The following is a 22,560-nucleotide window of genomic DNA, read 5'->3' on the forward strand; positions in this document are numbered from 1 at the left end:
AGGGTGTCCTCAGCGCGGCAGCGTGTTCACCTCGCGGTCCCAGCGCTCGATGAGGCGGCGCCGCTCCGACGAGGCGCCATACTTCGCGAAATCGTAGTCGATGAGCCGGATCTGCGACATCTGCGGCGCCTCCGGCGGGATCGGCGTCGCGCGGTTGGAGGGGGTCTGGAACTGCTTCGTCTCGGCGCCGAGCTGCTGTGCCGCCGGGGTCAGCGCCCAATCGTAGAAGCGCTGCGCGTTCCGCAGGTTCCGCGCGCCGCGGATGATCGACATCGAACCGACCTCGTATCCCGATCCCTCACAGGGCACGGCGCTGCCGACGGGGAAGCCGCCCAGGCGCTCCGTCACCGCGTCGTGCACGAAGGAGATGGAGACGCCAGTCTCGCCGCGCGCGACGGACTTGATCGGGCCCGTCCCCTGGCGCGGATAGGCGTTGATGTTGCGGTGCAGGGCCTTGAGGTAGTCGAAGGCCGGCTCCTCGCCCATCAGCTGCACGATGGTCGCGATCATCACATAGGCCGTGCCGGAAGATTGCGGGTTGGCCATCTGGATCTCGTTGCGGAATCGCGGCTCCAGCAGGTCCTTCCAGCAGGCGGGGGCGGCGATGTTGCGGCGGGCCAGTAGCTCCGTGTTAAAGCCAAAGCCGAGCGCGCCGGCATAGATGCCGACGGTGCGGTAGTGGCTGTCCCGCGCCTGCCGCTGTGCCCAGTCATGGAGCTGGTCGAGCACGGCCGGGCGGTACTCGGCCGAGAGGTTCTCGTCGGCGGCCTGCAGGTGCGGGTCGCCCGTACCGCCGAACCAGAGATCGCCGCGCGGGTTCTGTGCCTCGGCCCGGATCTGGGCCAGCACCTCGCCCGAGCCCTTCTGGGAGACCGAGACGCGCACGCCCGTCTCGCGCTGGAAGGCATTCGCCGCGGCCTGGCACCACTCGACCTGCACGGAGCAGTAGAGGTTCAGCGAGCCCTGCGCGCGGGCGGCACCCGGAACGGTGAGAAGGGCGGCTGCCGCGACGGCGGCCTGGATGACGCGGAGCAGCATGAGACCTGTTTCCTCCAGCCCGGGTTGGTCCCCGCGCGTCATCGGAATGCAACAAAAACGTCACATGATCAATCGGCGCGGCTGATCCCGCCTTGTCCGGCCGCGCCGCCGCTTCCGTCGCGAGGGCGAACCCGGAACGCCCGCCACGAGCAGGGTGGCGCGGGAGAGGAGGGTGCACGCGGAGCCAGCGGCCGCCAGCCTCGATGACCATTCCATCGGGTGGCGCCTCAGAGAATTGCGCCCTGCTCCAGCAGCGCCGCCCGCACCGCGACGGCATCCCCTGCCCCGCCGCCGGCCACGAGCGCCGCGGCCACACCCGCTGCCTGGCCCGTCGCGAAGGCCGTGCCCATGACACGGGTGGAACCATAGGCCGCGCGGTCGGCCCCGGCGACGCGGCCCGCATAGAGGAGATTGTTCAGGCCCTGGGCGCGGAGGGTATCGAGCGGGATGTCGTAGAAGCCTTCCCCGCCCACGGGCGTGTAGGCGGCCCGCCCCGGCGCCTCGTGCACCTCCATCGGCCAAGCGCCCCGCGCGATGCCCTCCGGGTCGCGCCGTCCCTCGATGACGGCCGCGCCGGTCACCTCCGCGAGCGCCGCGCAGCGCCGCGTCTCCCGCACGCCGAATTGCGGCCCGGTCGCGATGAGGCGCGCGCCACCCATGCCCGGCTCCTCCCGCAGCGCCGCGACCACGGCCCAGGCGGCCCGGCGCGCGGCCTGCTCCGCCGCGGTGAGGCTCGCGGCCGTCAGCCCGTCGGTCGGCAGGTCCACGCACATCCACCAGGCCTCACCCGCCCCGGGCATCGGCATGAAGACCCCGCCATCCGGCCGCACCGGGGCATCCGGCAGCACCGCATTCGCGCGCGCCGCCGCGCGGGCGAGGGTGCCGCGGTCCGGCATCGCCTCCGGCCGAAGCCCGCCGACCCGCATCGTCGCGGAGCCCGGCTGCACCTGCCCGTCCGGGCCCGGCACCACCCGCGGCACGCCGGCGAGCGACGCGAGCGTCGCCTCGCCGCTCGCGTCCACGAAAGCGCGCGCGGCGATCTCGGCGGCGCCCGCATGGTCGGTGACGCGCAGGGCGCCGAGTGCCGCGCCCGCGCGCGCCGTGCCCGTCACCAGCGCGTGCAGCCGGCATTCGGCACCGGCCGCCCCGACCACCTCGTCCGCCGCGCGCTTCAGCGCCTCCGGGTCGAAGGGAACTACCCAGTTGCCGCTGCGCGAGCGGATGGGCGCGACCTCGCCGCCCAGCGCCGCCAGGCCCGCGAGCATCCGCTCCGCCGCGCCGCCCACGGCCTGCCGCGGGGTCTCCCCGGCCTGGTAGAGGCCGCAATAGGTGAGGACACCGGCATTCGTCGCGGCCCCGCCGAGAAAGCCATAGCGTTCGAGGAGAAGCACCCGCGCCCCGGTCGCGGCCGCGCCGAGCGCGGCGCCGATCCCGGCCGCGCCGCCGCCCGCGACAACCACATCATACGTCTCGACCAAACGATGCCCTCCCGCAGGGGCGCAGGTTGCGCCCGGACGGGAGAAAGCGCCAATCAGGAGTTAGCGGCCCCGCTGCCCACACCAGTCGACGCAAGGCCCACGCGAGAAGCACGGCATTCGTCGCTCAGGCTGCGCCGTCGCGGAGTAGATCGCGGGGCGTGGTGGAGATGATATGCGCGCTGGTGGCGAGCGCGGCCCATTCCGGGTTCCCGGCGCTCAGCGCCGCCAGGATCTCGCGGTGCTGGCGGTTGGACCGCTCGATCCCAACATGCTGCTGCAGCCGGTACTCCTTCAGCAGCACGAGCGGCATCTGCACGAGGCGCCGCAGCATTCCCTCCAGCCGGCGGGAGCGGGACGCCCTCGCGAGAACGGCGTGGAACTCACCGTTGAGATCCGAGAAGGCGCTGATTCCTGCCTCGGCGGCCGGGTCCACCCGCTCCATCCGCTCCGCCAGCGCCTCCATCTCGGCGAGTTCCTCGGGCGTGATGCGCGTCGCGGCCTTGCGCGCCGCGTGGCCTTCCAGCAGCGCACGCAGTTCGAACTCGTCCGCCAGTTCCTCAGAGCGGAGGTTGGCGACGAAGCTGCCCTGGTTGCGCGTGCTCTCCACCAGGCCGTCCGCCAGCAGGCGCCGCAGCGCGTCACGCACGGGCGTGCGGCTGACCCCGATCTCCGAGGCCAGCATCTCCTCGCGCAGCGGCGCGCCCGGCGCGAAGCCGCCGCGAAGGATCCGGTCGCGGATCACCTGGTAGGCGCGCTCCGCCGCGTTCGGCATCCCCGTGTCGTCCCCCTGACTCGCGCCTATCCTATCCTAGGGGCGCGGTGCCGGAAGCGGCACCCTCCCGCGCGGGAATCCTCAGAAGTCGGAGAGCAACCGGCCGAAGCCCTCCATTCGGTCCGTGATGCCGTTCTCGCGCAGCGCGTGCCACCAGGTCGCGGTGTTGATGGCGATCACAGGCTTGCCGAGCCACATCTCCGCTGCCGCCGCCAGCCGCACCATGGAAAGATTGGTGCCAACCTGCACGATCGCGTCCACATCCGGCCCGTCCAACTCGCGCAGCCGCAGGCGCAGCTCCTCCGGCGTCACCTCGGCGATCGCGGTCCAGGAGGGGCATTGCAGACAGAGGTCGCGCACCACCTCGAAGCCTTCCTCCGTGAAGTAGCGCCGCACCTCCTCGTTCGCCGCGGGGTAGTAGGGCGAGAGAAAGGCGATGCGCTTCGCGCCATAGGCCCGCAGCGCCGCCGTGGTCGCCAAGCTGCCGCAGCTGAGCCGAACGCCCGCCTCCTTCTCCACCCCCTCGCGGAAGGCTTCCGCGCCGGCCTTGCCGCCGAAGAAGGTGACGGCGGACATCCCCATCACGAGGTAGTTGGGCGAGCAGGTCATCACGCTCCGCACCGCGTCGATCACGCCTTCGGCGATCTTCATCGCCCCCGCACGAAAGCTCTCGTTGCTGATGGCCTTGGCGTTCGGGGTGAAGATGCGGCTGTAATGCGCAGTGATGCCGGGCGGGCGCATCATCTCGAAGTCCGGCTGCACCACCGTGTTGGTGGAGGGGCCGAGAACGCCGTACTTCCCGCGGTAGCCGAGAACGTCGGGCATGATAGTCTCCTTTCCTGATCCCGCGGCCAATTGGCGCGGTCCGTGCATTGGCGGTCACCAAACTTCAGAGAGGCGAACCGGCATGTCAGCATCCTTCCTTCCTCGCCGCCACTTCCTGGGCGCCGCAGCCCTGCTCGCCGCACCGGGCATCGCCCGCGCGCAGGGTGATTGGCCAAGCCGCCCGATCCGCTTCATCGCCACGGGCCCTGCGGGCGGCGCCGGAGACGTGATCTCGCGCCTTGTCTGCGAACGCCTCACCGCGCGGCTGGGCCAGGCGGTCGTGGTGGAGAACCGGCCGGGCGCGGGCACCAACATCGGCATGGCCGCGATCGCGCGCAGCACGCCGGACGGCTACACGATCGGCCTCGCCTCCATCGCGTCCAACGCGGTGAACCGCTGGCTCTACAAGTCCCTGCCCTTCGATCCCGAGAAGGACGTGGTGCCGGTCTCGCTGATGGCGCTGACGCCGAACCTGATGGTCGTCTCGCCCTCCCTGCCCGTGCGCAACGCGGCCGAGTTCATCGCCTACGCGAAGTCGCATCCCGGCTCGCTGAACTACGGCTCGGTCGGATCCGGCTCCTCGCAGCACCTCGCGGGCGCGCAATTCGCGCTCGCGAACGGGCTGGACATGCAGCACGTGCCCTACAACAACTCCGGCCAGCTCAACACGGACATGATGGAGGGCCGCGTGCAGGTCCTCTTCCAGTCCGTCTCCGCGGTGGCCGAGATGGCGCGCAGCGGCCGCATGCGCCCGCTCGCCGTCACCGGCACGGAGCGGCTGGACGCCTTCCCCGAGGTGCCGACCCTGCGCGAGGCCGGTGTGGACATCACCTCCATGGGCTGGTTCGGCATCGTGGCGCCCACGGGCGTGCCGGAGCCGATCCTGGAGAAGCTCAACGCCGAGACGGTCGCGGTGCTGGGCGAGCCGGACCTGCGCCGCCGCATCGCGGAGCTGGGCTCCATCCCGCGCCCGATGACGCGCGCGGAGTTCGGGCGCTGGATGGCCGACGAAACCGCGAAGTGGCGGCCGGTGGTCCAGGCCACCGGCGCCACGGCCGACTAGGGCGGGCGCCGGGCGCCGCCGCATCAGGCGACGGCGTCCAGCTCCCGGAGGGAGCGGATCATCGAGGTCCGCATCAGGTGTTCCTTGTGGCGCACCGGGTCCTCCGCGGTGCGCCGCAGATCGTCCAGCGCCGCCGCGCGCACGGCGGGATCGCGCTGGTTCAGCGTCGCGCGGTTGCGAAGCGCCTGCTGCTGCACCACGTCGAGCGCGACCTTACGCCGCTGCCGCTCGTAGCGGCCGAGAAGCGCGGGATCGCCCCCGCGCCAAACCTCGGCAAGTTTGTCCGCCAGGTTGAAGGCGTCGTGGATGCCGCCGTTCATCCCCATGCCGCCGAGCGGGTTGTTCACATGCGCCGCGTCGCCCGCCAGCAGGATGCGCCCGACCGTGTAGCGCTCGGCGACGCGCTCGTGCACGCGATAGGCGGTGCGGTGACGGATCTCGTAGTCGCCGCCGATCGGCAGCACCTCCTTCATGCGCTGCTGGATGCGCGCGTCGGAGAGCATCACCTCCTCGGGCTCGCTCGCCTCGGTCGGCAGCAGCAGGCGCCAGAGGCCGGCGGTGCGGAGGAGGACGAACCACTCCTCCGGGTCCGAGATATAGGCGATGTTCGAGAGATGCGGGATCGCCTCGTGGAAGGGATAGGGCGTGGAGAGCGTGAGGTAGAGCTCGGGGATGGTCTGGCCGTCGAAGGGCACGTCGATCGACTTGCGAACCACGCTTCGCGCGCCGTCCGCACCGATGAGATAGGCGCCCTCCAGCACCTCCTGGCTGCCGTCCTCGCGCTCGATCACGAGCCGCACGCCGTCCGCATCCTGCGAGGCCGAGACGGCGCGGGCGTCGTACATGATCTCGACGTTCGCGTCGGCGTCGAGCCTCTCGCGCAGCAGGCGCGTCAGGCGCCACTGCTCGCATTGCAGCCGGTAGGGGTGGTTCGTCTCCCCGCGCAGCAACTCCATGTCGAAGGTGGCGACGGGGCCGGTGCGGCGGTCCCGGAACTGCCAGTGGCGGCAGATCAGCCCCTGCTCGACCAGCGGGGCGGCGGTGTCCAGCCGCTCCAGCATGTCGAGGGTCGGGGGATGGAAGGTGGAGGCCCGCAACCCGTCCGGCAGGTCTCGCTCGGCCTCCACGACCAGCACGGGGATGCCTGCATCGGCCAGGCAGGCTGCGGCGACGAGGCCGACAGGTCCGGCTCCGGCGACGATGACGCGCAGGCGGCTCATGCGGCGGCGCTCCGGGGGGCTGGGCCACGATAGATCACGGGCAGGAGGGGGAAGGTCATGCCTAATTGTGTACAATAGGCAGTAAGGAGGCAAGCTTCGCGTTAGAGAGACAGATTGAGCCGGTATGGCCGAAAGAGGAAATCATACCTGACCCGAAGAGATTGGACCCCGGGCAGTCCTTATCAAAGAGCAGGCATTGTGCACAACAATCAGCCTACCAGTGGGCAGGACGCGGCAAGCAGGGAAGTTCTCTGCGCCGGCCCTGCCTCAAGCGCCCGTCAGGACACCGCGCTCGCGAGGTTCCTGGTCCGCAACTCCTCCAGGCTCATCAGGTCCGCGTATTTCTGGCCCATGTCGAAAAGGTTAGCCTCGTGCGGGCCAAGGGCACGGTCGCCTACGCAATCCGTCACCACCACCGTGCGGAAGTTGTGCGAGCAACTGTCCACCACCGTCGCGCGGACACATCCGCTGGTGGTGCAGCCCGCGACGAGCAGCGTGTCGACGCGGCGGAAGGCGAGCCAACCCGCGAGTTCTGTACCAAAAAAGGCGCTCGCCTGCCGCTTGCGGAGCACGAGTTCGCCCGGCACCGGCGCCACCTCCGGCAGGATCTGCGAGAGAGGGCTCGTCTCCGTCAGCTTGGCCAGCCCGGTCGCCTTCAACGCAAAGGCGCCGGCGTCGGAGCCGTCATCGGCATAGACGACCCGGGTATGCGCCACCGGCCAGCCGCGCGAGCGCGCAAGCGCCAGCAGCTCGGCCGTGCGGGCGATGGCCGGGCCGATGTTCCCGCCGCCGAAGTGCTCGGGATCCGCGAAGCCGCGCACGAAATCCACCACCACCACGGCGGGGGCCACGCCCAACCCCATGCTCCCACCCATGCCCTGGCGGCGATAGATGTCCAGTTCGTCCGTCATCGCGGCGGTCTCCTGTCCCCGTTCATGCAAGCGCGCCTCCCGCGGCGCTTGGGCGCTCAGAGGCGGGATCGCGCCACCCTCGCCTCGGGCCGGCGTTAAGATAATTGTGCACAGTCCACCCGGCAGGGTGAAGCAAGTTTCCGCAGGACATTCAGTAGCTCCGGCCGGTTAAGGCCGCACCACGATCCAAAAACAGGCAGTCGACCCCTGTTTGTGCACAATAAGGCTTGATCGCCTGCTCGGCCCGTCACTCCGTGCGGATGCCGCCCTCGCGGATCACCGGCGTCCAGGTGTCGTATTCTTTCTGGAGGAAGCGGGCGAACTCCTCCCGCGAGCCGCCGATGACCTGCCCGGCCTGGGTGTTGAACACGGCCTCGCGCACCTCAGGCAAGGCGGCGATACTGCCGAAAACCTCGTTGATGCGGTCCGCGAGGTCCGGCGCCATGCCGGCAGGGGCGGCGACGCCGTACCAAACGGCAATGTCGAAGCCGGGCAGCGTGTCGCTCACGAGCGGCACGCCGGGCAGGGCAGGGCTGCCGCCGGGGTTGCCCATGGCAATCGGGCGGATGGCTCCCTCTTTCAGCATCGGCAGGGCGGAGGAGAGGCTGGGAAAGCCGAGCTGCGTCTCGTTCCGCATGACGGAGGTGACGATCTCCGACCCGCTGCGATAGGGCACGTGCACCATGGAGATCCCAGCGCGGCGGCAGAGCAGCGCCATGAAGAGGTGGCTGCCGTTGCCCACCCCGGCGGAGGCGTAGGTATAGGCGTCCGGCCGCGCCTTCGCCTTGGCGATCACCTCCGCCACCGTCTTCTCGGGCACCGAAGGGTGGGCGAAGAAGACTGCCGGCAGGTTCACGAGCTGGATGATCGGCGTGAAGGCCTTCATCGGGTCGTAGCCGAGGCGCGGGTTCAGCTCCTTGCCGATGGCATTGGCGCCGATATCGGCCATCAGCAGGATGTTCCCGTCCGGCCGCTGCCCCGCGACATAGGCGCCGCCGACCAGCCCGCCGGCGCCCGCGCGGTTCTCGACCACCAGGGTCTGGCCGCCGGTGAAGCGCGGGAAGTGCTGCCCCACCAGCCGTGCCAGCGTGTCCGAGGCACCGCCGGGGGTGAAGGGAACCACCAGCGTCACCGGCCGGTCCGGCCAGGTCGCGGCGGCGGCACGGCCGAGCAGGGCCGGGGCTGCGAGCAGCCCCGCGCCGAGTGCGCCCAGGCGGCGGCGGGTGAAGCCGTGGTCCATGGCTCTTCTCCCTCCTACTCGGCGGCTTGCTGGCGGTCGGGGCGAGCCCACTTGGCGTCGAATTCCCAAACTTCGGGGAAGCCCATCAGCTCGTTCATCTCGGCGAAAGGCAGCACCTCCAGCCCCGCGCTGTCGCCGTGCTCGCGCAGATGGGCATAGGCGCTCTCGAGCACCTTCGCGACGCTGAGGAAGCCGATCGCGGGATAGATGGCCACGTCGTAGCCGATGGCCTTCAGGGTCGCCGCCGGCAGGATCGGCGTGCGGCCGCCGCCATCGACGTTGTTGGCGAGCAGGAAGGCATCGATCTCGCCGCCGATGCGGCGCATCTCCTCCTCGCTCTCCGGGCTCTCGACGAAGACGATGTCGGCGCCGGCCTTCGTGTAGAGCTTGCCGCGGCGGATCGCCTCGTCGAGGCCGAGCGTCGTGCGCGCGTCGGTGCGGGCGATGATGAGGAAGTCGTCGCTCTTGCGGGCCTCGGCGGCGACCTCAATCTTCAGCGCCATCTCCTCGGCGGGGATCACGCGGCGGCCCGGGGTGTGGCCGCACTTCTTCGGCACCTCCTGGTCCTCGATCTGGATGGCCGTGACGCCGCCGGCCTCGTAGCCCATGACGGTGTGGCGCACGTTGAGCAGGCCGCCATAGCCGGTGTCCGCGTCGGCGATGACCGGCGTGGTGCTGCCCTGCGCGAAGCGCGCCATGCGCGAGACCATGTCGGTGTAGGTCGCGATGCCCGCGTCCGGCACGCCGAGATGGGAGGCGACGGTGCCGTAGCCCGTGGCGTAGAGGGCCGTGAAGCCCATGCGGTCCGCGACGCGGGCGGAGATCATGTCGAAGATGCCGGGGGCCACGACGAACTCGCCCGCGCGCAGCGCCGCCTTCAGCTTGGGATCGGCCATGGGGAAGTCTCCTGTTGAAGGGGGTTGGTCAGGCGGCCAGGGCGGCGCGCACGCGCTGCACCAGCCCGCCGGCCGCGAGGATGGCGCGCACCTCCTCGCCGAGCGGCTCGGCCCGCCATTCGGCGCCGCCCTGCCGCACGGTGGCGGATGCAAGATCGATTTCCGCGGGCTCGCCCTCGCGCAGCGCCAGGGCGGCCTCGGGGCAGATCAGCACGGGCAGGCCGAGGTTGACGGCGTTGCGGTAGAAGATGCGCGCGGCGCTGACGGCGACGATGGCGCCGATACCTGCCGCGCGCAGCGCGACCACCGCGTGCTCGCGCGAGGAGCCGCAGCCGAAATTGCGCCCGACGGCGAGGATGTCGCCGGGTTGGACACGGCCGACGAAGCCGGGGTCCAGCCCCTCCATGCAGTGCGCACGAAGGTCCTCCGGCCGGCGGAGCGCAAGGTAGCGGCCGGGCAGGATGACATCGGTGTTCACCTCGTCCCCGAAGCGGTGGACGCGGCCCGTCATCGGCGCGCTCATGCGGCAGCCTCCAGGGCGGGGAGCCGCTCCGGCGACACGATCTCGCCCGCCACGGCCGCCGCCGCCGCCACCCAGGCATTGGCGAGGAAGACCTGGGAGTCTGGGTCGCCCATCCGGCCGCGGTAGTTGCGGTTGGTGGTGGCGACCGCGGTCTCCCCGGCGGCGAGGATGCCCATGTGCCCGCCGAAGCAGGCGCCGCAGGTGGGGGTAGAGACGGCGGCGCCGGCCGCCGCCAGCATGTCCAGCAGCCCCTCGGCCAGAGCCTGCCGCCAGATGCGCTGCGTGGCCGGCACCACCACCAGCCGCACGCCCGGTGCCACCTGCCGGCCGCGCAGGACCTCGGCGGCCTGGCGCAGGTCCGTGATCGTGCCGTTGGCGCAGTTGCCGATATAGACCTGGTCCACCCGCTGCCCCCGCAGCGCCTCCACCGGCACGCCCCCGGCCGGAGAGGGCGGCTTCGCGACGAGGGGCGAGAGCGCGCCGAGGTCGATCGCGATTCGCGCGCGGTAGCGCGCCTCCGGATCCGCCATCACCGGCACCGTGGCGGCCGCGCCGAAATGGGCCTGCCGGGCGGCGGACTGCTCGTCGCCCTCGAAGACGCAGGTGTCCGCGCCGGCCTCCACCGCCATGTTCGCGACGGCCATCCGCGCGTCCATGGAGAGGGCCGCCACGCCCGGCCCGCCGAATTCGAGCGAGGCATCGGCCGCCCCGTCCGAGCCGATGCGGCGGATCACCTCCAGGATCACGTCCTTGCCCGCGACATAGGGGCCGGGGCGCCCGGTCAGCTCCACGCGGATCGATTCCGGCACCCGCATCCAGAGCCGCCCCATCGCGAGCGCCGCGGCCAGGTCGGTGGAGCCGAAACCGATGCCCAGCGCGTTGAAGGCGCCCGCCGTGCAGGTGTGGCTGTCCGCTCCGAAGACGATCCCCCCGTGCCCGACCATGCCGAGCTCCGAGAGAAGCGTGTGCTCGATGCCGCCGTTCCCCGGCTCGTAGAAATGGGCGATGCCGTGCCGCTCGGCGAACTGGCGGGTCATGCGGATGGCGCCCGCGGCCTGGACGTTCGGGGCGGGGGCGAAGTGGTCGGCCACCAGCACGATGCGCGCGGGATCGAAGGGGCGGGTGGCGCCCATCCGCTCGAACCCCTCGAAGGCCAGCGGGCCGGAGACGTCGTTGAGCAACACGACGTCGGGGCGGACGGTCACCGTCTCCCCCGCGCTCGCGCGGCCCTCCACGGCATGGGCCGCGAGGATCTTCTCGGTGATGGTTTGTCCGGCCAAGCGGGTCATCCTCTTCTGGGTGGTCACAGGAGGGGGCGGATCAGCCCGTGCGCCCGGCCTCGGCCCCAGCCGGCCATGCCGCACCGAACGACGAAAAAGCTGCCGCCTGGATGGCCCCGCTCACCCGGTGCATCCGCTTCCTCCACCCGATCTTGGCCTGCCCGGCATCGTGGCCGCCGGTGCGTTCGGAGCATGGCGCGGCCAGCGCCCCTTGTTCAAGAGTTTTGTTCAAAGGTTTGCGCAGAGCGTTTGTGCAGCATGGAAGGAATGGATCTTGCGCCTGCCTGCCTTGCTCATGCAAAGCTTTGCCACGCTGGGCAAGCTGCTAGGATGAGCGGATGGATCATCCGGTCTCACGCCCCCGGCCGGCCCGCCCCCGGGCCACGCTGCTCTCCCTCTCCCAGGCCGCGGGCGTGTCGATCTCCACCGTCTCCCGGGCCCTGCGCGGCGACACCCGGATTTCCTCCGCCACCCGCCGGCGGATCAGCGCCCTGGCGGCGGAGGCCGGCTACGCGCCGGACACCCTGGCCCGCACCCTGCTCGGCGGCCGGAGCGGGCTTATCGGCCTCGTGCTGGGGCCCATGCGGAACCCCTTCTACCCTGCCCTGCTGGAGGAACTGGTCGCCCAGGCCGCGGATCGCGGACTGCGCCTGCTGATCCTCCACGCCGGGGAGGGCTCCATGGAGGAGCGCACCGCCCAGGCTCTGCTCGGATACCGCGTGGACGGCTGCATCGTGACCTCCGCCGTGCTGCCTTCCCGTGTCACCGCAATCTGCGCGGAGAATGCCGTGCCGCTGGTCATGGTGAACCGCGTGGCGCGGGACCACGGTACGGCCGTGAGCTGCGACAACACGGAGGGCGGCGCACGCCTGGCCGGCCTTCTTCTCGCAGCCGGGCACCGGCGCTTCGCGATCGTCGGCGGCCACGCCGACACCTCCACGAGCCAGGACCGGGAGCGCGGCTTCGCCACCCACCTCGCGGAAGCGGGCCACGGCCTTGCCTGCCGCTTCGACGGCGGCTCCACGCGGGAAGGCGGGTGGGCTGCCGGCCTGCGCATCGCCGCCCTGCCGCCCAAGGCGCGCCCCGATGCCGTCTTCGCGGTGAGCGACGGCATGGCCATGGGCCTCATCGATGCCCTCCGCTCGGCCGCCATTCCCGTGGGCATGATGGGAGGCATCTCCGTCGTCGGCTTCGACGGGGTGGCGACCGCCCTGCACCCTCCCTACGAGCTGACCACCATCGTGGTCCCCGTCCCGGCCCTCGTCCGCCGCGGCCTCGACCTGCTTCTCGCCCGCATCACGGAGCCCGACGCGCCGGACGAACTCGTTACCCTGCGCGGGGCGCTGCATCCCGGCCGCTCGGCGCGCCTTCCCGCGCTGCCGGAAAGCACCTGACTGCGGGCGCCACGATCGCCCCCGTCGATGGCCGACCATTCCGTGGGCCTCCCTTCCAGGTTCGCCCGACCTTGCCCGCCCGCCGCAGGGCTCCTAATCCTCCCGCCATGAATGAGGTCGTGCCGTTCTCTCCGGACGTGGCGCACCAGCGGGCCGTCTTCCCGGACGGCCTGCTGCTGGACAGCGGCGCCACGATCGCGCCGCTGATCGTGGCCTACGAGACCTACGGCACGCTCGACGCCACCCGCGGCAACGCCGTGCTCGTCTGCCACGCCCTGACCGGCGACCAGTACCTGGCCGGCCGCCACCCCGTCACCGGCCGCCCCGGCTGGTGGGAGGCGGTGGTCGGCCCCGGCCTGCCCATCGACACCGACCGCTTCTTCGTCATCTGCGCCAATGTCCTCGGCGGCTGCATGGGCAGTTCCGGGCCACGCGAGGAGATGACGGACGCGGAGGGCCAGCCCCTCGGCCGCCCCTGGGGCACCGATTTCCCGAGCGTGACGATCCGCGACATGGTCCGCGCTCAGAAGCGGCTGGTGGAGCATCTCGGCATCGACCGGCTGCTGGCGGTGGTCGGCGGCTCCATGGGCGGCATGCAGGCCTTGCAATGGGCGGCGACCTACCCGGAAGCGGTCTTCGCCTGCGCGCCCATCGCGACGGCGGCCCACCACTCCGCCCAGAACATCGCCTTCCACGAGGTCGGCCGCGCCGCCATCCACGCCGATCCCGACTGGTGCGGCGGCGCCTACTGGCGGAAGGGGCGGCTGCCCGCACAGGGCCTCTCGGTCGCGCGCATGGTCGCCCACATCACCTACCTCTCGGAGAGCGCGCTGACGCGGAAGTTCGGCCGCCGCCTCCAGGGCGCCAAGGCCGTCACCTTCCTCGAGGACGTCTTTGCGGTGGAGAGCTACCTGCGCCACCAAGGCAGCACCTTCATCCGCCGCTTCGATGCCAACTCCTACCTCACCATCACCCGCGCGATGGATTATTTCGACCTTGCCGCCGATTTCGACGGCGATCTCTCGCAGGCCTTCCGCGGCACGCCGACCCGCTTCTTCCTCGCCTCCTTCTCCTCCGACTGGCTCTTTCCCACGGCCGAGAGCCGGGCGATCACCCGCGCGCTGAACCGCGCCGCCGCCCGCACCTCCTTCATCGAGATCGCCTCCGACAAGGGCCACGACGCCTTCCTGCTGGACGAGCCGGAGTTCCACGCGGCGCTCGGCGGCTTCCTGCGCGGCGCCGCCGACGCGGCGGGAGCCTGAGCATGGGAATCCGCCCCAAGCGGGAGCCGATCCGCTACGTCGCGAAGAACATGCGGCTCGACCTGCGGCTGATCGCGGAGATGATTCCGGCCAGCGCGAAGGTGCTCGACATCGGCTGCGGCGACGGCGCCCTCATCGAGTACCTGACGCGCGAGAAGGGCGCCGACGCCCGCGGCATCGAGATCGACATGGCCGAGGCCACGCGCGCCGTCGCCGCTGGCCTCGCCGTCATCCACGGCGACGCCGACGCCGACCTCGCGCAGTACCCGGACGGCGCCTTCGACTACGTCGTGCTCTCCCGCACGCTGCAGGCGGTGGAGCGCCCGCGGGAGGTGCTGCGGCAGATGCTGCGCATCGGCAGCCACGCGATCGTCTCCTTCCCCAATTTCGGCCACTGGCAAATGCGCTGGCGCCTGCTCTCCACCGGGCGGATGCCGGACACGGACACCTGGAACCGGCCCTGGTACGAGACACCGAACATCCATCCCTGCACGATCCTCGACTTCGTGGCCCTCTGCGAGACGGACGGCTACGCGGTGGACGGCTGGCTCGCGGTGGACGAGCGCGGGTTGCGCGCTCCCTGGCGACGTGGCCTGCGCCTGGCGAACCTCTTTGGGGAACAGGCCCTCTTCCTGCTCAGCCGCAAAGCCTGACGCGCGCCGCGATGAGGCACCCGGTGACGCCGGACGGCCGCTACTTCGTCGTCCGCGGCCGGCTGTGGCGCATGTCCAATCCCGCCCTTCCACCGGGGGAGCGGGAGGTGCTGACGAAGGCGCTGATGGCCGCCCGCCGTGCCGTCGGGGCGGCCCTCCGCGCGGAGGACGCGACCGCCCTGGCGGAAGCCCGCGGTGCCGTGGACAGGGCCAAGCGCGCCCTGGGCGAGCGAGGCCCGGTCTGGTGGACGGACGGCGCCGCCGACCTGAACCGGAAGATGGTGGCGAACAGCCCCTATGCCGCTTGGCACAGAGGATTGGATGTCTGACCGAAATCAGGCATAAGCCTTAAAAATCAGAGGGCTGATCCCCATATCGGGGCCATGCGCAAGACCCCAGCGGGGCCCCGCGCCGATGCGTCCCCGCCCCTTTCCCGACCGCTTCGCCGCCGGATCGCCCGCCTCGCCCAGGCAGTGCGGGAGAGGCGCGCGCTTGAGCTCTTCTACGGCGGTGCCTGGCGGGTGGTACACCCGCACGCCATCGGCCGGATGGGTACGGGCCGGGTCGGCCTGCTGACCTGGCAGACCGCCGGCCTGGCCCGCGGCCCCAATGACCCCGGCGAGGGCTGGCGGATGTTCGACGTGGCGCGGATCGGCGCGAGCCGGGCCCTGCGCGCCCACTTCGCGCCCCGCCCTCGCCCCGGCCCGGCTTGGACCGCTGGCATCGACGCCCCCGTGGCCGAGGTGCCCTCGCGCGATGATGCCCTCTCGTCAACGCCTCTGGCAGCCTGATCCATTCCCCTGTTCGGAGCCCGGCCCTGGAGAGGGCAGAGCGCTTCCGGACATCCGAGGCAGTGTCTCGGATCCGCCGAGGGCCTGAGGCCCTTGGATCCCCATCTGGCTGGCGCGACGCGGTGATCAGGGGCTGGTGCCTGTTTGGGTGTCTTTCCTGCGCGTGCAGTCGCCTCGGGTCCATGGCCCGGGCGCAGCGGCCGCAGGGTGCTTCCAAACAGATGGAAGAAGATGATGGAGAGGGGTCCGGGGAGAGGAAGAATTCTTTCTTCCTTTCCCCGAATCACCCGCGCAGCCCCGCGAGCGCCCGAAGGAACCTCTCAGCCGGCATGCACCGGCTTCAGCACCCGTCGCAGCAGTTCCAGCACGCGCCGGGCTTCCATACTGGCCGTTCCCGGCATGGTCAGGGCCGAGTAGCGGCCGTTTTCGACCTGGCCGGCATAGGCCATCGACCACGCGCCGAACTCCCTGATGGCGACGGGTTCGCAGGCGAGCACGACGGTGTTCCGGTGGCGCTCGTCGCACTGGATGCGCTCGAAGACCTGCTGCACGGCGGGCAGCGGGCCTTCCAGGGCCTGCGCGAAGAGGTCGGTGCTGAACAGCAGCGCGCCGGTGATGCCCGCGCGCGCATTGTTGTGCCGGGATGCCTTAAGGATGCTCAGGACCCCGGCCTCGACCTCGCTGGGGGAGCCGGCCAGGAGGTTTCGGCTGACATAGATCAGCCGGTGCAGGCTGATGCCTGGCGCACCGGGGCTGTCGTCCCCTTCCGGTGCGTGAACAGCGTAATGCGGTCTGCCCATGTCCATCACGACGAACTTTCGTTTGTCCGGCTGGCCTCGGTGAAGCGTGCGATGAGCTTCGGCACGTCGATGGCCGGTACCGGCTTGCTGAGAAGGTATCCTTGGGCTTCCGTGCAGCCGTCCTCGCGGATGCGCATCATCTGCTCGGCGGTTTCCACGCCCTCCGCCGTGATGCGGATGCCGAGGCTTGTGCCCAGCGCGGCGACGGCCCGCACCACCGCACTGTCATCGGCGAAGGAACGGTCGATCTTCACCTTGTCGAAGGGAAAGCGGCGCAGCTGCGTCAGTGAGGAATAGCCGGTCCCGAAATCGTCGAGGGAGATGCGCACGCCGAGCGCCTTCAGCGCCGAGAGCTGCTGCAGCGTGAAGCCGCTGTCGTGCAGCAGCGCGGTCTCCGTGATCTCCAGCTCCAGCAGATGGCCGGGCAGCGAGGTGGCCTTCAGCGCCTTCGTGACGGCGGGCAGCAGCGAGCCGCCGACGAACTGCGCGGGCGCGACGTTCACGGCCACGCTCAGCTCACCGCCCCAGCGCACCGCCTCGGCGCAGGCCTCGTGGATCACCCATTCGCCGATGGGGGTGATCAGGCCCAACTCCTCGGTCAGGGGGATGAAGCGGTCGGGCGGGACGAGGCCGCGCACCGGGTGGCGCCAGCGGATCAGCGCCTCGAAGCCCGAGAGCTGCTGCGAGTGAAGATGGAACTGCGGCTGGTAGAAGAGCTCGAACTGGTTGAGCGCCAGGGCGGCACGAAGGTCGAACTCGAGCCGCTGCCGCTCCTCCGCCGCCTCCTGCAGGGATGGCTCGAAGAAGTGGAAGCAGTGCCGACCGCCCTCCTTGCTCTTGTACAGGGCGAGATCGGCGCGGCGGAGCACGGTATCGGCGTCGAGGCCCGGCGGCACGACGGCGATGCCGACACTGGCCCCCACATTGGCGATCCGCCCCTCCACCAAATAGGAGCGGCCGAGCAGGTCCACGAGCCGGCCGGCGATGCTGCCCACCCCCTCCTGGCTGGCCGGACTTCCGAGAAGGATCGCGAACTCGTCCCCGCCCATGCGGGCGGCGATGTCCTGCTGCCGCAGCAGGCCGCGCAGCCGCTGGCCGACATGGCGGAGCAGCGCGTCCCCCGCGGCGTGGCCGAGGCTGTCATTCACGGATTTGAAGCGGTCGAGATCGACCAGCAGCACCACGATCTCGCGCCACTTCTCCCGGGTGTTCCAGCCGCCGGGCTGGTCGGGGGCCAGGGCCTCCTCCAGCCGGGCCCGGAACTCCAGCCGGTCGGCCAAGCCCGTCAGATGATCACCCTGCCAAAGCGGCCGCGCGCAGGCCGGGCAGTGACCTTCCCGCTCCCCACCCGGCGGCGGACCGATTGTTCCATCCATGGACGCAACCGACTCCCCTGTCGCGGCAACCACCGGCACAGCTTTAGGTGCAATCGGTTGATGCGGGGTAAACAGTGCCCTCCTCGGAGCGATCGTTACGAGGCGCTGACAGGGCGGGCCGCTGGCGCTAGGCTGCTCCCGGACCTCGGGGGAGGTCCGCCTGGGGGATTGGTTGATCGTGGCGGGAATTTTCCTGCGTCTCGTGCTGCTGGCGCTGGCCGGCGGGGTGCTCTCGGCCTGCGGGTCAACGCGGGGCGGTCCGTCCGCGGGCTATGGCTACGAGGCTTCCGACAGCTATCAGTCCTGTGTGCCCTACGCCCGGGCCCGCTCGGGGCTCGAGCTGCGCGGCGACGGCTGGCAGTGGTGGGAGGCGGCGCTGGGCCGCTACCAGCGCGGGCAGCAGCCGCGCGAGGGCGCCGTCCTCGTCTTCCAGCGCACCTCCCGCCTGCGGGACGGCCATGTCGCGGTCGTCGCCCGCGTGGTCGGGCCGCGGGAGATCCGGGTGGACCACGCTAACTGGGCCTCGGGCGGGCTGCGCGGGCGGGTGGCACGGGACCAGCCGGTGATCGACGTCTCCGCCCGCAACGACTGGTCGGAGGTGCGGGTGTGGTACCCGCCGGCGGCAGTCATCGGGAACACCGTCTTCCCGGCCTACGGCTTCATCCTGCCGGCGCGCCCGTCGATCTGGCACTCGGCCTCGCTCGACTGAGGCTACCAGGCCGGCGAAAGACCGGCCAAGTCTTGTGAAGGGGCGAGGAAAAGCAGTGAATCGAACCCCGGCATTCCCTCTTTGCGGGGCGCGCGGCGTTGCCGGGTGGGCGGTCATGCCCACATCCCAGCGGTCATGATCACATTCCTCACCATCCTCGTCGCCCTCGGGATGCTCGCCACCCTGGGCACCCTCTTCTACGGCATGGTCGGCATGGCCCGAGGAAGCAGCGACTCCCACAAATCCAACGCCTTGATGCGCTGGCGCGTCACCCTGCAGGGCGTCACCCTCGCCCTTTTCGCCCTGCTCCTCTACCTCATGCGGGGCTGAGGGACGCCGGGCGAACCGTCAGCTGCCGCGTGGCGAGCAGCCAGCCACCGCCGGGCGCGTGGCTTGTCGCCGCCGGAGGCGGGCCGTATAGACCCGGCTGACTCCTGGCACGCGCGGCCCTGGCCGCGCCTTGCCCTGCCCACCTGTCCGGGGCCCGCCACGGTCCCGCAAGCGCACCGGCCCCGACCCTGGCCGCTGCCCAGCAGAGGATCGCCAACAATCATGAGAATCCGGGCATGAAGCTCCTCGTCCCCGTCAAGCGGGTGGTGGACTACAACGTGAAGGTCCGGGTTCGCCCGGACGGCACGGGCGTTGAGACCGCCAACGTGAAAATGTCGATGAACCCCTTCGACGAGATCGCCGTCGAGGAGGCCGTGCGGCTGAAGGAGAAGGGGGTGGCGACCGAGATCGTCGCCGTCTCCGTCGGCCCGACCCAGGCGCAGGAGCAGATCCGCACGGCACTCGCCATGGGCGCCGACCGCGGCATCCTGGTCGAGGCCGAGGGCACGGTCGAGCCGATCGCGGTCGCCAAGATCCTGAAGGCGATCGTCGACAAGGAGGGCCCGCAGATGGTCATCCTCGGCAAGCAGGCCATCGACGACGACATGAATGCGACCGGCCAGATGCTGGCCGCCCTCCTCGGCTGGGGCCAGGGCACCTTCGCGAACAAGGTCGAGATCGCCGACGGCAGCGCGAGCGTGACCCGCGAGGTGGACGGTGGCGTCGAGACGGTGAAGCTCACGCTTCCCGCCATCGTCACCACCGACCTCCGCCTGAACGAGCCGCGCTATGCCAGCCTTCCGAACATCATGAAGGCCCGCAAGAAGCCGATCGAGACGGTCAAGCCCGCCGATCTCGGCGTGGACACGACGCCGCGCCTGAAGGTCATCAAGGTCGAGGAGCCGCCGAAGCGCCAGGCCGGCGTGAAGGTGGCCTCCGCCGCCGAGCTCGTCTCGAAGCTGCGCAACGAAGCGAAGGTGATCCCATGACGGTCCTCGTCCTCGCCGACCACGACAACGCGGCGATCAACCAACCGACCCGCTCGGCGGTCGCCGCCGCCGGCAAGCTGGGCGATGTCCATCTGCTGGTGATCGGCCCCGAGGCCGTCGCCGGGGCCGGCGCGAAGATCGAGGGCGTGGCGAAGGTCCTGCACGCGCCTGCCGAGCACATGCTGGCCGAGCCCGCCGCCGCCCTGATCGCGAGCCTCGCGGAGGGCTACACCCACCTTCTCGCCCCGGGCTCGGCGCTCGGCAAGAACGTCATGCCGCGCGTCGCCGCCCTGCTCGACGTGCAGCCGATCAGCGACATCTCGGGCATCGTGGACGCCGATACCTTCGTGCGGCCGATCTATGCCGGCAACGCGCTGGCGACGGTCCAGTCGTCCGATGCGAAGAAGGTGCTGACGGTGCGCGCCGCCTCCTTCGACCCCGCGGCCCCCGAGGGCGGCAGCGCGGCCGTCGAGCCCGCCCAGGCGGCGGCCGATCCCGGCGTCTCCACCTTCGTGAACGCCGAGCTGGTGAAGAGTGAGCGGCCCGAGCTGACGGCGGCCCGCATCGTCGTCTCCGGTGGCCGCGCGATCGGCTCGGCCGAGAACTTCAAGATCCTCGACGGCATCGCCGACAAGCTCGGCGCCGCCGTCGGCGCCTCGCGCGCCGCGGTCGATGCCGGCTACGCGCCGAACGACCAGCAGGTTGGCCAGACCGGCAAGATCGTGGCGCCCGAGCTCTACATCGCCTTCGGCATCTCGGGCGCGATCCAGCACCTCGCGGGCATGAAGGACAGCAAGGTGATCGTTGCCGTCAACAAGGACGAGGAGGCGCCGATCTTCCAGGTGGCCGACTACGGCCTCGTCGGCGACATCTTCAAGATCATCCCGGAGATCGAGGCGGAGCTGTCGAAGTGAGCGACACGACGCCGACAATCGGATCCGTCGGCGTCATCGGCGCCGGTCAGATGGGCAACGGCATCGCGCATGTCGCGGCCCAGGCGGGCCTCACCGCCATCATGATCGACGTGAACCCGGAGGCGCTGGACAAGGCCCGCGCCACCATCGCGAAGAACATGGAGCGCCAGGTCTCCAAGGGAACGCTGGAGGCTTCGGCGCGCGACGCGGCGCTCGCCCGCATCTCCACCGGCACCGACATGGCGATGCTCGGCACCTGCGACATCGTCATCGAGGCGGCGACGGAGCGGGAGGAGGTCAAGAAGTCGATCTTCAGGTCCCTCTGCCCGCACCTGAAGGTGGAGGCGATCCTCGCCACCAACACCTCCTCAATTCCGATCACGCGGCTGGCGGCGGTGACGGACCGGCCGGCGCGCTTCATCGGCATGCACTTCATGAACCCGGTGCCGGTCATGAAGCTGGTGGAAATCATCCGCGGCATCGCGACCGACGATGCGACCTACCAGGCCGTCGATGCACTGGCGCTCAGGATGGGCAAGACCACCGCGACGAGCGAGGACTTTCCCGGTTTCATCGTCAACCGCATCCTGATGCCGATGATCAACGAGGCCGTCTACACGCTGCACGAGGGCGTGGGCGACGTGGCCTCGATCGACACCGGCATGAAGCTCGGCACCAACCAGCCGATGGGTCCACTGGAACTGGCCGATTTCATCGGCCTCGATACCTGCCTCTCCATCATGCAGGTGCTGCACGAGGGGATGGGCGACAGCAAGTATCGCCCCTGTCCGTTGCTGGTGAAGCATGTCGAGGCCGGCTGGCTCGGCCGGAAGACGGGCCGCGGCTTCTACGACTACTCCGGCGAGAAGCCCCGCCCCACGCGCTGATACGACCCGCTGAGAGCGGGCCATCGCTACCGGCGGCGGATCCAGATCGTCAGCATCATCACGGCGACCATGATGATGACGCCGGTTCGGTTCTCGGCGATCCAGGCCAGCGCGGGGTCGAGCAGCACGGCGTCCTCCCTGCGGCAGGGGGCCGCGGGAAGGCTTTAGGGCCAGCGGAGCGAGGGGGCAAACGCGACCACGGCCTCATCCGACCTCCTCCTTCCGCAGGGCGGAGGCAAGCTGCAGGAAGCGCCTGAGCGCGGCCGAGGTGCCGGCGGCGCTGTAGAGGATGGCCAGGCCCGTCTCGGCCCCCGGCCCCGTCACGTCCAGCAATTCCACCCCATGGATGTTCACGCGCCGGAGGGAGGCCGGAACGAGGCTGACGCCGAAGCCGGCCGCCACCAAGCCCATGGCGCCGATCACGTCCGCCACCCGCGCGCTGATCCGCGGCGTGAAGCCTGCCCGCCGGCAAAGACTCCAGACGCTGTGCCCGAGGCCCAGCCCGTCGGGATCGCGCAGCACGATGAAGGCGAACTCCGCTAGATCGGCAGGGCTGATCGAGGTACCGAAGCGGGCGGCGACCGCCGAGGGCACGGCCGCGAGCAGCCGCCCGCCCTTGAAGGGCCGCGACCCGATGCCCCGCGGCAGCGGCCCGGCCGGCTCACGGACGATCGCCAGGTCCAGCCGCTGCTTCTGCAGACCGAGGAGCTGGTCGGCCACTACCGCCTCCTCCAGGTGCAGCTCGACATTCGGCACCTCCGCCCGGAAGCGGAACAGCAGCTCAGGCAGCGCCGGCTCCAGCATGGCGGTGCTGACATAGCCGATGTTGAGCGAGCTCGCCTCGCCCCGGCCCACGCGGCGCGCGACGGCGATGGCGTGCGCCTCCTGCTCCAGCGCCGTCCGCGCCTCGGGCAGAAGGGCGCTGCCCGCCTCGGTGAGGGCGATGCCCCTCCCGGCCCGGCGCACCAGCGGTACGCCGATCTCGGCCTCGAGCACGCGGAGCTGCTGCGTCAGGGCGGGCTGGCTCATCCCCAGCACCTCCGCCGCGCGGCCGACATGCAGCTCCTCGGCGACGGCAACGAAGTATCCGAGGCGGCGCGACGGCATGACCAACCAATAGGCTCAACCTATGAATTCTGCCAGTTCGGCGCATTGATGGGCGTGGCGCGGCGGTGTGATCCTGCGGCGGATGGCGGATCCCGCCGCGAC

The 22,560-nt window shown here is 70.7% G+C and carries 24 protein-coding genes; 11 read left to right on the plus strand and 13 right to left on the minus strand.

Annotated elements, in window-relative coordinates; translation table 11 throughout:
- Positions 1-9: 9 nt before the first annotated feature.
- The 4 genes from D9599_RS24460 to D9599_RS24475 form a co-directional block, all read right to left on the minus strand.
- Positions 10-1,038 carry an ABC transporter substrate-binding protein gene (locus D9599_RS24460; RefSeq protein ID WP_198383918.1) on the minus strand — a complete coding sequence of 343 codons (1,029 nt, stop codon included), beginning with the start codon at positions 1,036-1,038 and terminating at the stop codon, positions 10-12.
- A gap of 227 nt (positions 1,039-1,265) precedes the next feature.
- A complete protein-coding gene (locus D9599_RS24465) occupies positions 1,266-2,516 on the minus strand; it encodes an FAD-dependent oxidoreductase (protein ID WP_198383919.1) in 1,251 nt (416 codons plus the stop codon).
- A 124-nt stretch (positions 2,517-2,640) separates the two neighbouring features.
- Positions 2,641-3,288, minus strand: a complete 648-nt coding sequence (locus tag D9599_RS24470; RefSeq protein ID WP_198383920.1) for a GntR family transcriptional regulator — start codon at positions 3,286-3,288, stop codon at positions 2,641-2,643.
- Positions 3,289-3,369: 81 nt separating this feature from the next.
- Positions 3,370-4,113, minus strand: coding sequence for an arylmalonate decarboxylase (locus tag D9599_RS24475; RefSeq protein WP_198383921.1), 744 nt, complete (start codon positions 4,111-4,113; stop codon positions 3,370-3,372).
- A gap of 82 nt (positions 4,114-4,195) precedes the next feature.
- Here D9599_RS24475 and D9599_RS24480 point away from each other — a divergent pair, with 82 nt between their 5' ends.
- Entirely contained in the window at positions 4,196-5,176 is a 981-nt protein-coding gene (locus D9599_RS24480; RefSeq protein ID WP_198383922.1) for a tripartite tricarboxylate transporter substrate binding protein, read from the plus strand.
- A 23-nt stretch (positions 5,177-5,199) separates the two neighbouring features.
- Here D9599_RS24480 and D9599_RS24485 read toward each other — a convergent pair whose 3' ends face one another.
- The 6 genes from D9599_RS24485 to D9599_RS24510 all read right to left on the minus strand — a co-directional run bounded on the left by D9599_RS24485 (position 5,200) and on the right by D9599_RS24510 (position 11,246).
- Complete coding sequence (locus tag D9599_RS24485) at positions 5,200-6,396, minus strand: NAD(P)/FAD-dependent oxidoreductase (RefSeq protein ID WP_198383923.1); 1,197 nt, start codon at positions 6,394-6,396, stop codon at positions 5,200-5,202.
- 278 nt (positions 6,397-6,674) lie between these two features.
- The gene (locus tag D9599_RS24490) at positions 6,675-7,307 is read right to left on the minus strand and encodes an isochorismatase family protein (protein WP_198383924.1); all 633 of its coding nucleotides are present in this window, start codon (positions 7,305-7,307) and stop codon (positions 6,675-6,677) included.
- A 247-nt stretch (positions 7,308-7,554) separates the two neighbouring features.
- Positions 7,555-8,547 (minus strand): tripartite tricarboxylate transporter substrate binding protein, encoded by a 993-nt coding sequence (locus D9599_RS24495; protein ID WP_198383925.1) that lies wholly within the window; start codon positions 8,545-8,547, stop codon positions 7,555-7,557.
- A 14-nt stretch (positions 8,548-8,561) separates the two neighbouring features.
- The gene (locus D9599_RS24500) at positions 8,562-9,443 is read right to left on the minus strand and encodes an oxaloacetate decarboxylase (protein WP_198383926.1); all 882 of its coding nucleotides are present in this window, start codon (positions 9,441-9,443) and stop codon (positions 8,562-8,564) included.
- A gap of 28 nt (positions 9,444-9,471) precedes the next feature.
- A complete protein-coding gene (locus D9599_RS24505) occupies positions 9,472-9,966 on the minus strand; it encodes a 3-isopropylmalate dehydratase small subunit (protein ID WP_198383927.1) in 495 nt (164 codons plus the stop codon).
- Entirely contained in the window at positions 9,963-11,246 is a 1,284-nt protein-coding gene (locus D9599_RS24510) for an aconitase/3-isopropylmalate dehydratase large subunit family protein (protein ID WP_198383928.1), read from the minus strand. The genes D9599_RS24505 and D9599_RS24510 overlap by 4 nt, the downstream gene beginning before the upstream one ends.
- Positions 11,247-11,584: 338 nt before the next feature.
- Here D9599_RS24510 and D9599_RS24515 point away from each other — a divergent pair, with 338 nt between their 5' ends.
- The 5 genes from D9599_RS24515 (at position 11,585) to D9599_RS24535 (ending at position 15,346) form a co-directional block, all read left to right on the plus strand.
- Positions 11,585-12,640, plus strand: coding sequence for a LacI family DNA-binding transcriptional regulator (locus D9599_RS24515; protein ID WP_198383929.1), 1,056 nt, complete (start codon positions 11,585-11,587; stop codon positions 12,638-12,640).
- 107 nt (positions 12,641-12,747) lie between these two features.
- The gene (locus tag D9599_RS24520; protein WP_198383930.1) at positions 12,748-13,902 is read left to right on the plus strand and encodes a homoserine O-acetyltransferase; all 1,155 of its coding nucleotides are present in this window, start codon (positions 12,748-12,750) and stop codon (positions 13,900-13,902) included.
- A 50-nt stretch (positions 13,903-13,952) separates the two neighbouring features.
- On the plus strand, positions 13,953-14,555 hold the full coding sequence (gene metW, locus D9599_RS24525) for a methionine biosynthesis protein MetW (protein ID WP_198383940.1): 603 nt from the start codon (positions 13,953-13,955) through the stop codon (positions 14,553-14,555).
- Between the two features lie 23 nt (positions 14,556-14,578).
- On the plus strand, positions 14,579-14,884 hold the full coding sequence (locus D9599_RS24530) for a hypothetical protein (protein WP_309228705.1): 306 nt from the start codon (positions 14,579-14,581) through the stop codon (positions 14,882-14,884).
- A 54-nt stretch (positions 14,885-14,938) separates the two neighbouring features.
- A complete protein-coding gene (locus D9599_RS24535; protein ID WP_198383932.1) occupies positions 14,939-15,346 on the plus strand; it encodes a hypothetical protein in 408 nt (135 codons plus the stop codon).
- A 320-nt stretch (positions 15,347-15,666) separates the two neighbouring features.
- On the opposite strand, the gene D9599_RS24540 is transcribed toward D9599_RS24535, so the two are convergent.
- Positions 15,667-16,152, minus strand: a complete 486-nt coding sequence (locus D9599_RS24540) for a BLUF domain-containing protein (protein WP_232480865.1) — start codon at positions 16,150-16,152, stop codon at positions 15,667-15,669.
- Positions 16,152-17,522, minus strand: coding sequence for a bifunctional diguanylate cyclase/phosphodiesterase (locus D9599_RS24545; protein ID WP_198383934.1), 1,371 nt, complete (start codon positions 17,520-17,522; stop codon positions 16,152-16,154). The genes D9599_RS24540 and D9599_RS24545 overlap by 1 nt, the downstream gene beginning before the upstream one ends.
- A 178-nt stretch (positions 17,523-17,700) precedes the next feature.
- On the opposite strand from D9599_RS24545, the gene D9599_RS24550 reads away from it, so the two are divergent.
- The 5 genes from D9599_RS24550 to D9599_RS24570 all read left to right on the plus strand — a co-directional run bounded on the left by D9599_RS24550 (position 17,701) and on the right by D9599_RS24570 (position 21,351).
- Positions 17,701-18,231, plus strand: coding sequence for a CHAP domain-containing protein (locus D9599_RS24550; protein ID WP_309228706.1), 531 nt, complete (start codon positions 17,701-17,703; stop codon positions 18,229-18,231).
- 135 nt (positions 18,232-18,366) lie between these two features.
- Positions 18,367-18,561: a twin transmembrane helix small protein gene (locus D9599_RS24555; RefSeq protein ID WP_043833353.1), complete on the plus strand. Its 195-nt coding sequence runs from the start codon at positions 18,367-18,369 to the stop codon at positions 18,559-18,561.
- A 236-nt stretch (positions 18,562-18,797) separates the two neighbouring features.
- Positions 18,798-19,550, plus strand: coding sequence for an electron transfer flavoprotein subunit beta/FixA family protein (locus D9599_RS24560; RefSeq protein ID WP_198383935.1), 753 nt, complete (start codon positions 18,798-18,800; stop codon positions 19,548-19,550).
- Positions 19,547-20,464, plus strand: coding sequence for an electron transfer flavoprotein subunit alpha/FixB family protein (locus D9599_RS24565; protein WP_198383936.1), 918 nt, complete (start codon positions 19,547-19,549; stop codon positions 20,462-20,464). Before D9599_RS24560 ends, D9599_RS24565 begins: the two co-directional genes overlap by 4 nt.
- Complete coding sequence (locus tag D9599_RS24570; protein ID WP_309228707.1) at positions 20,461-21,351, plus strand: 3-hydroxybutyryl-CoA dehydrogenase; 891 nt, start codon at positions 20,461-20,463, stop codon at positions 21,349-21,351. The genes D9599_RS24565 and D9599_RS24570 overlap by 4 nt, the downstream gene beginning before the upstream one ends.
- A 204-nt stretch (positions 21,352-21,555) precedes the next feature.
- Here the strand turns inward: D9599_RS24570 and D9599_RS24575 are convergent, their stop codons facing one another.
- A complete protein-coding gene (locus tag D9599_RS24575) occupies positions 21,556-22,458 on the minus strand; it encodes a LysR substrate-binding domain-containing protein (RefSeq protein ID WP_198383937.1) in 903 nt (300 codons plus the stop codon).
- Between the last annotated feature and the right edge of the window lie 102 nt (positions 22,459-22,560).

Origin of the sequence: Roseomonas sp. KE2513 (genome assembly GCF_016107305.1) — a bacterium.
Lineage (GTDB): Bacteria > Pseudomonadota > Alphaproteobacteria > Acetobacterales > Acetobacteraceae > Roseomonas.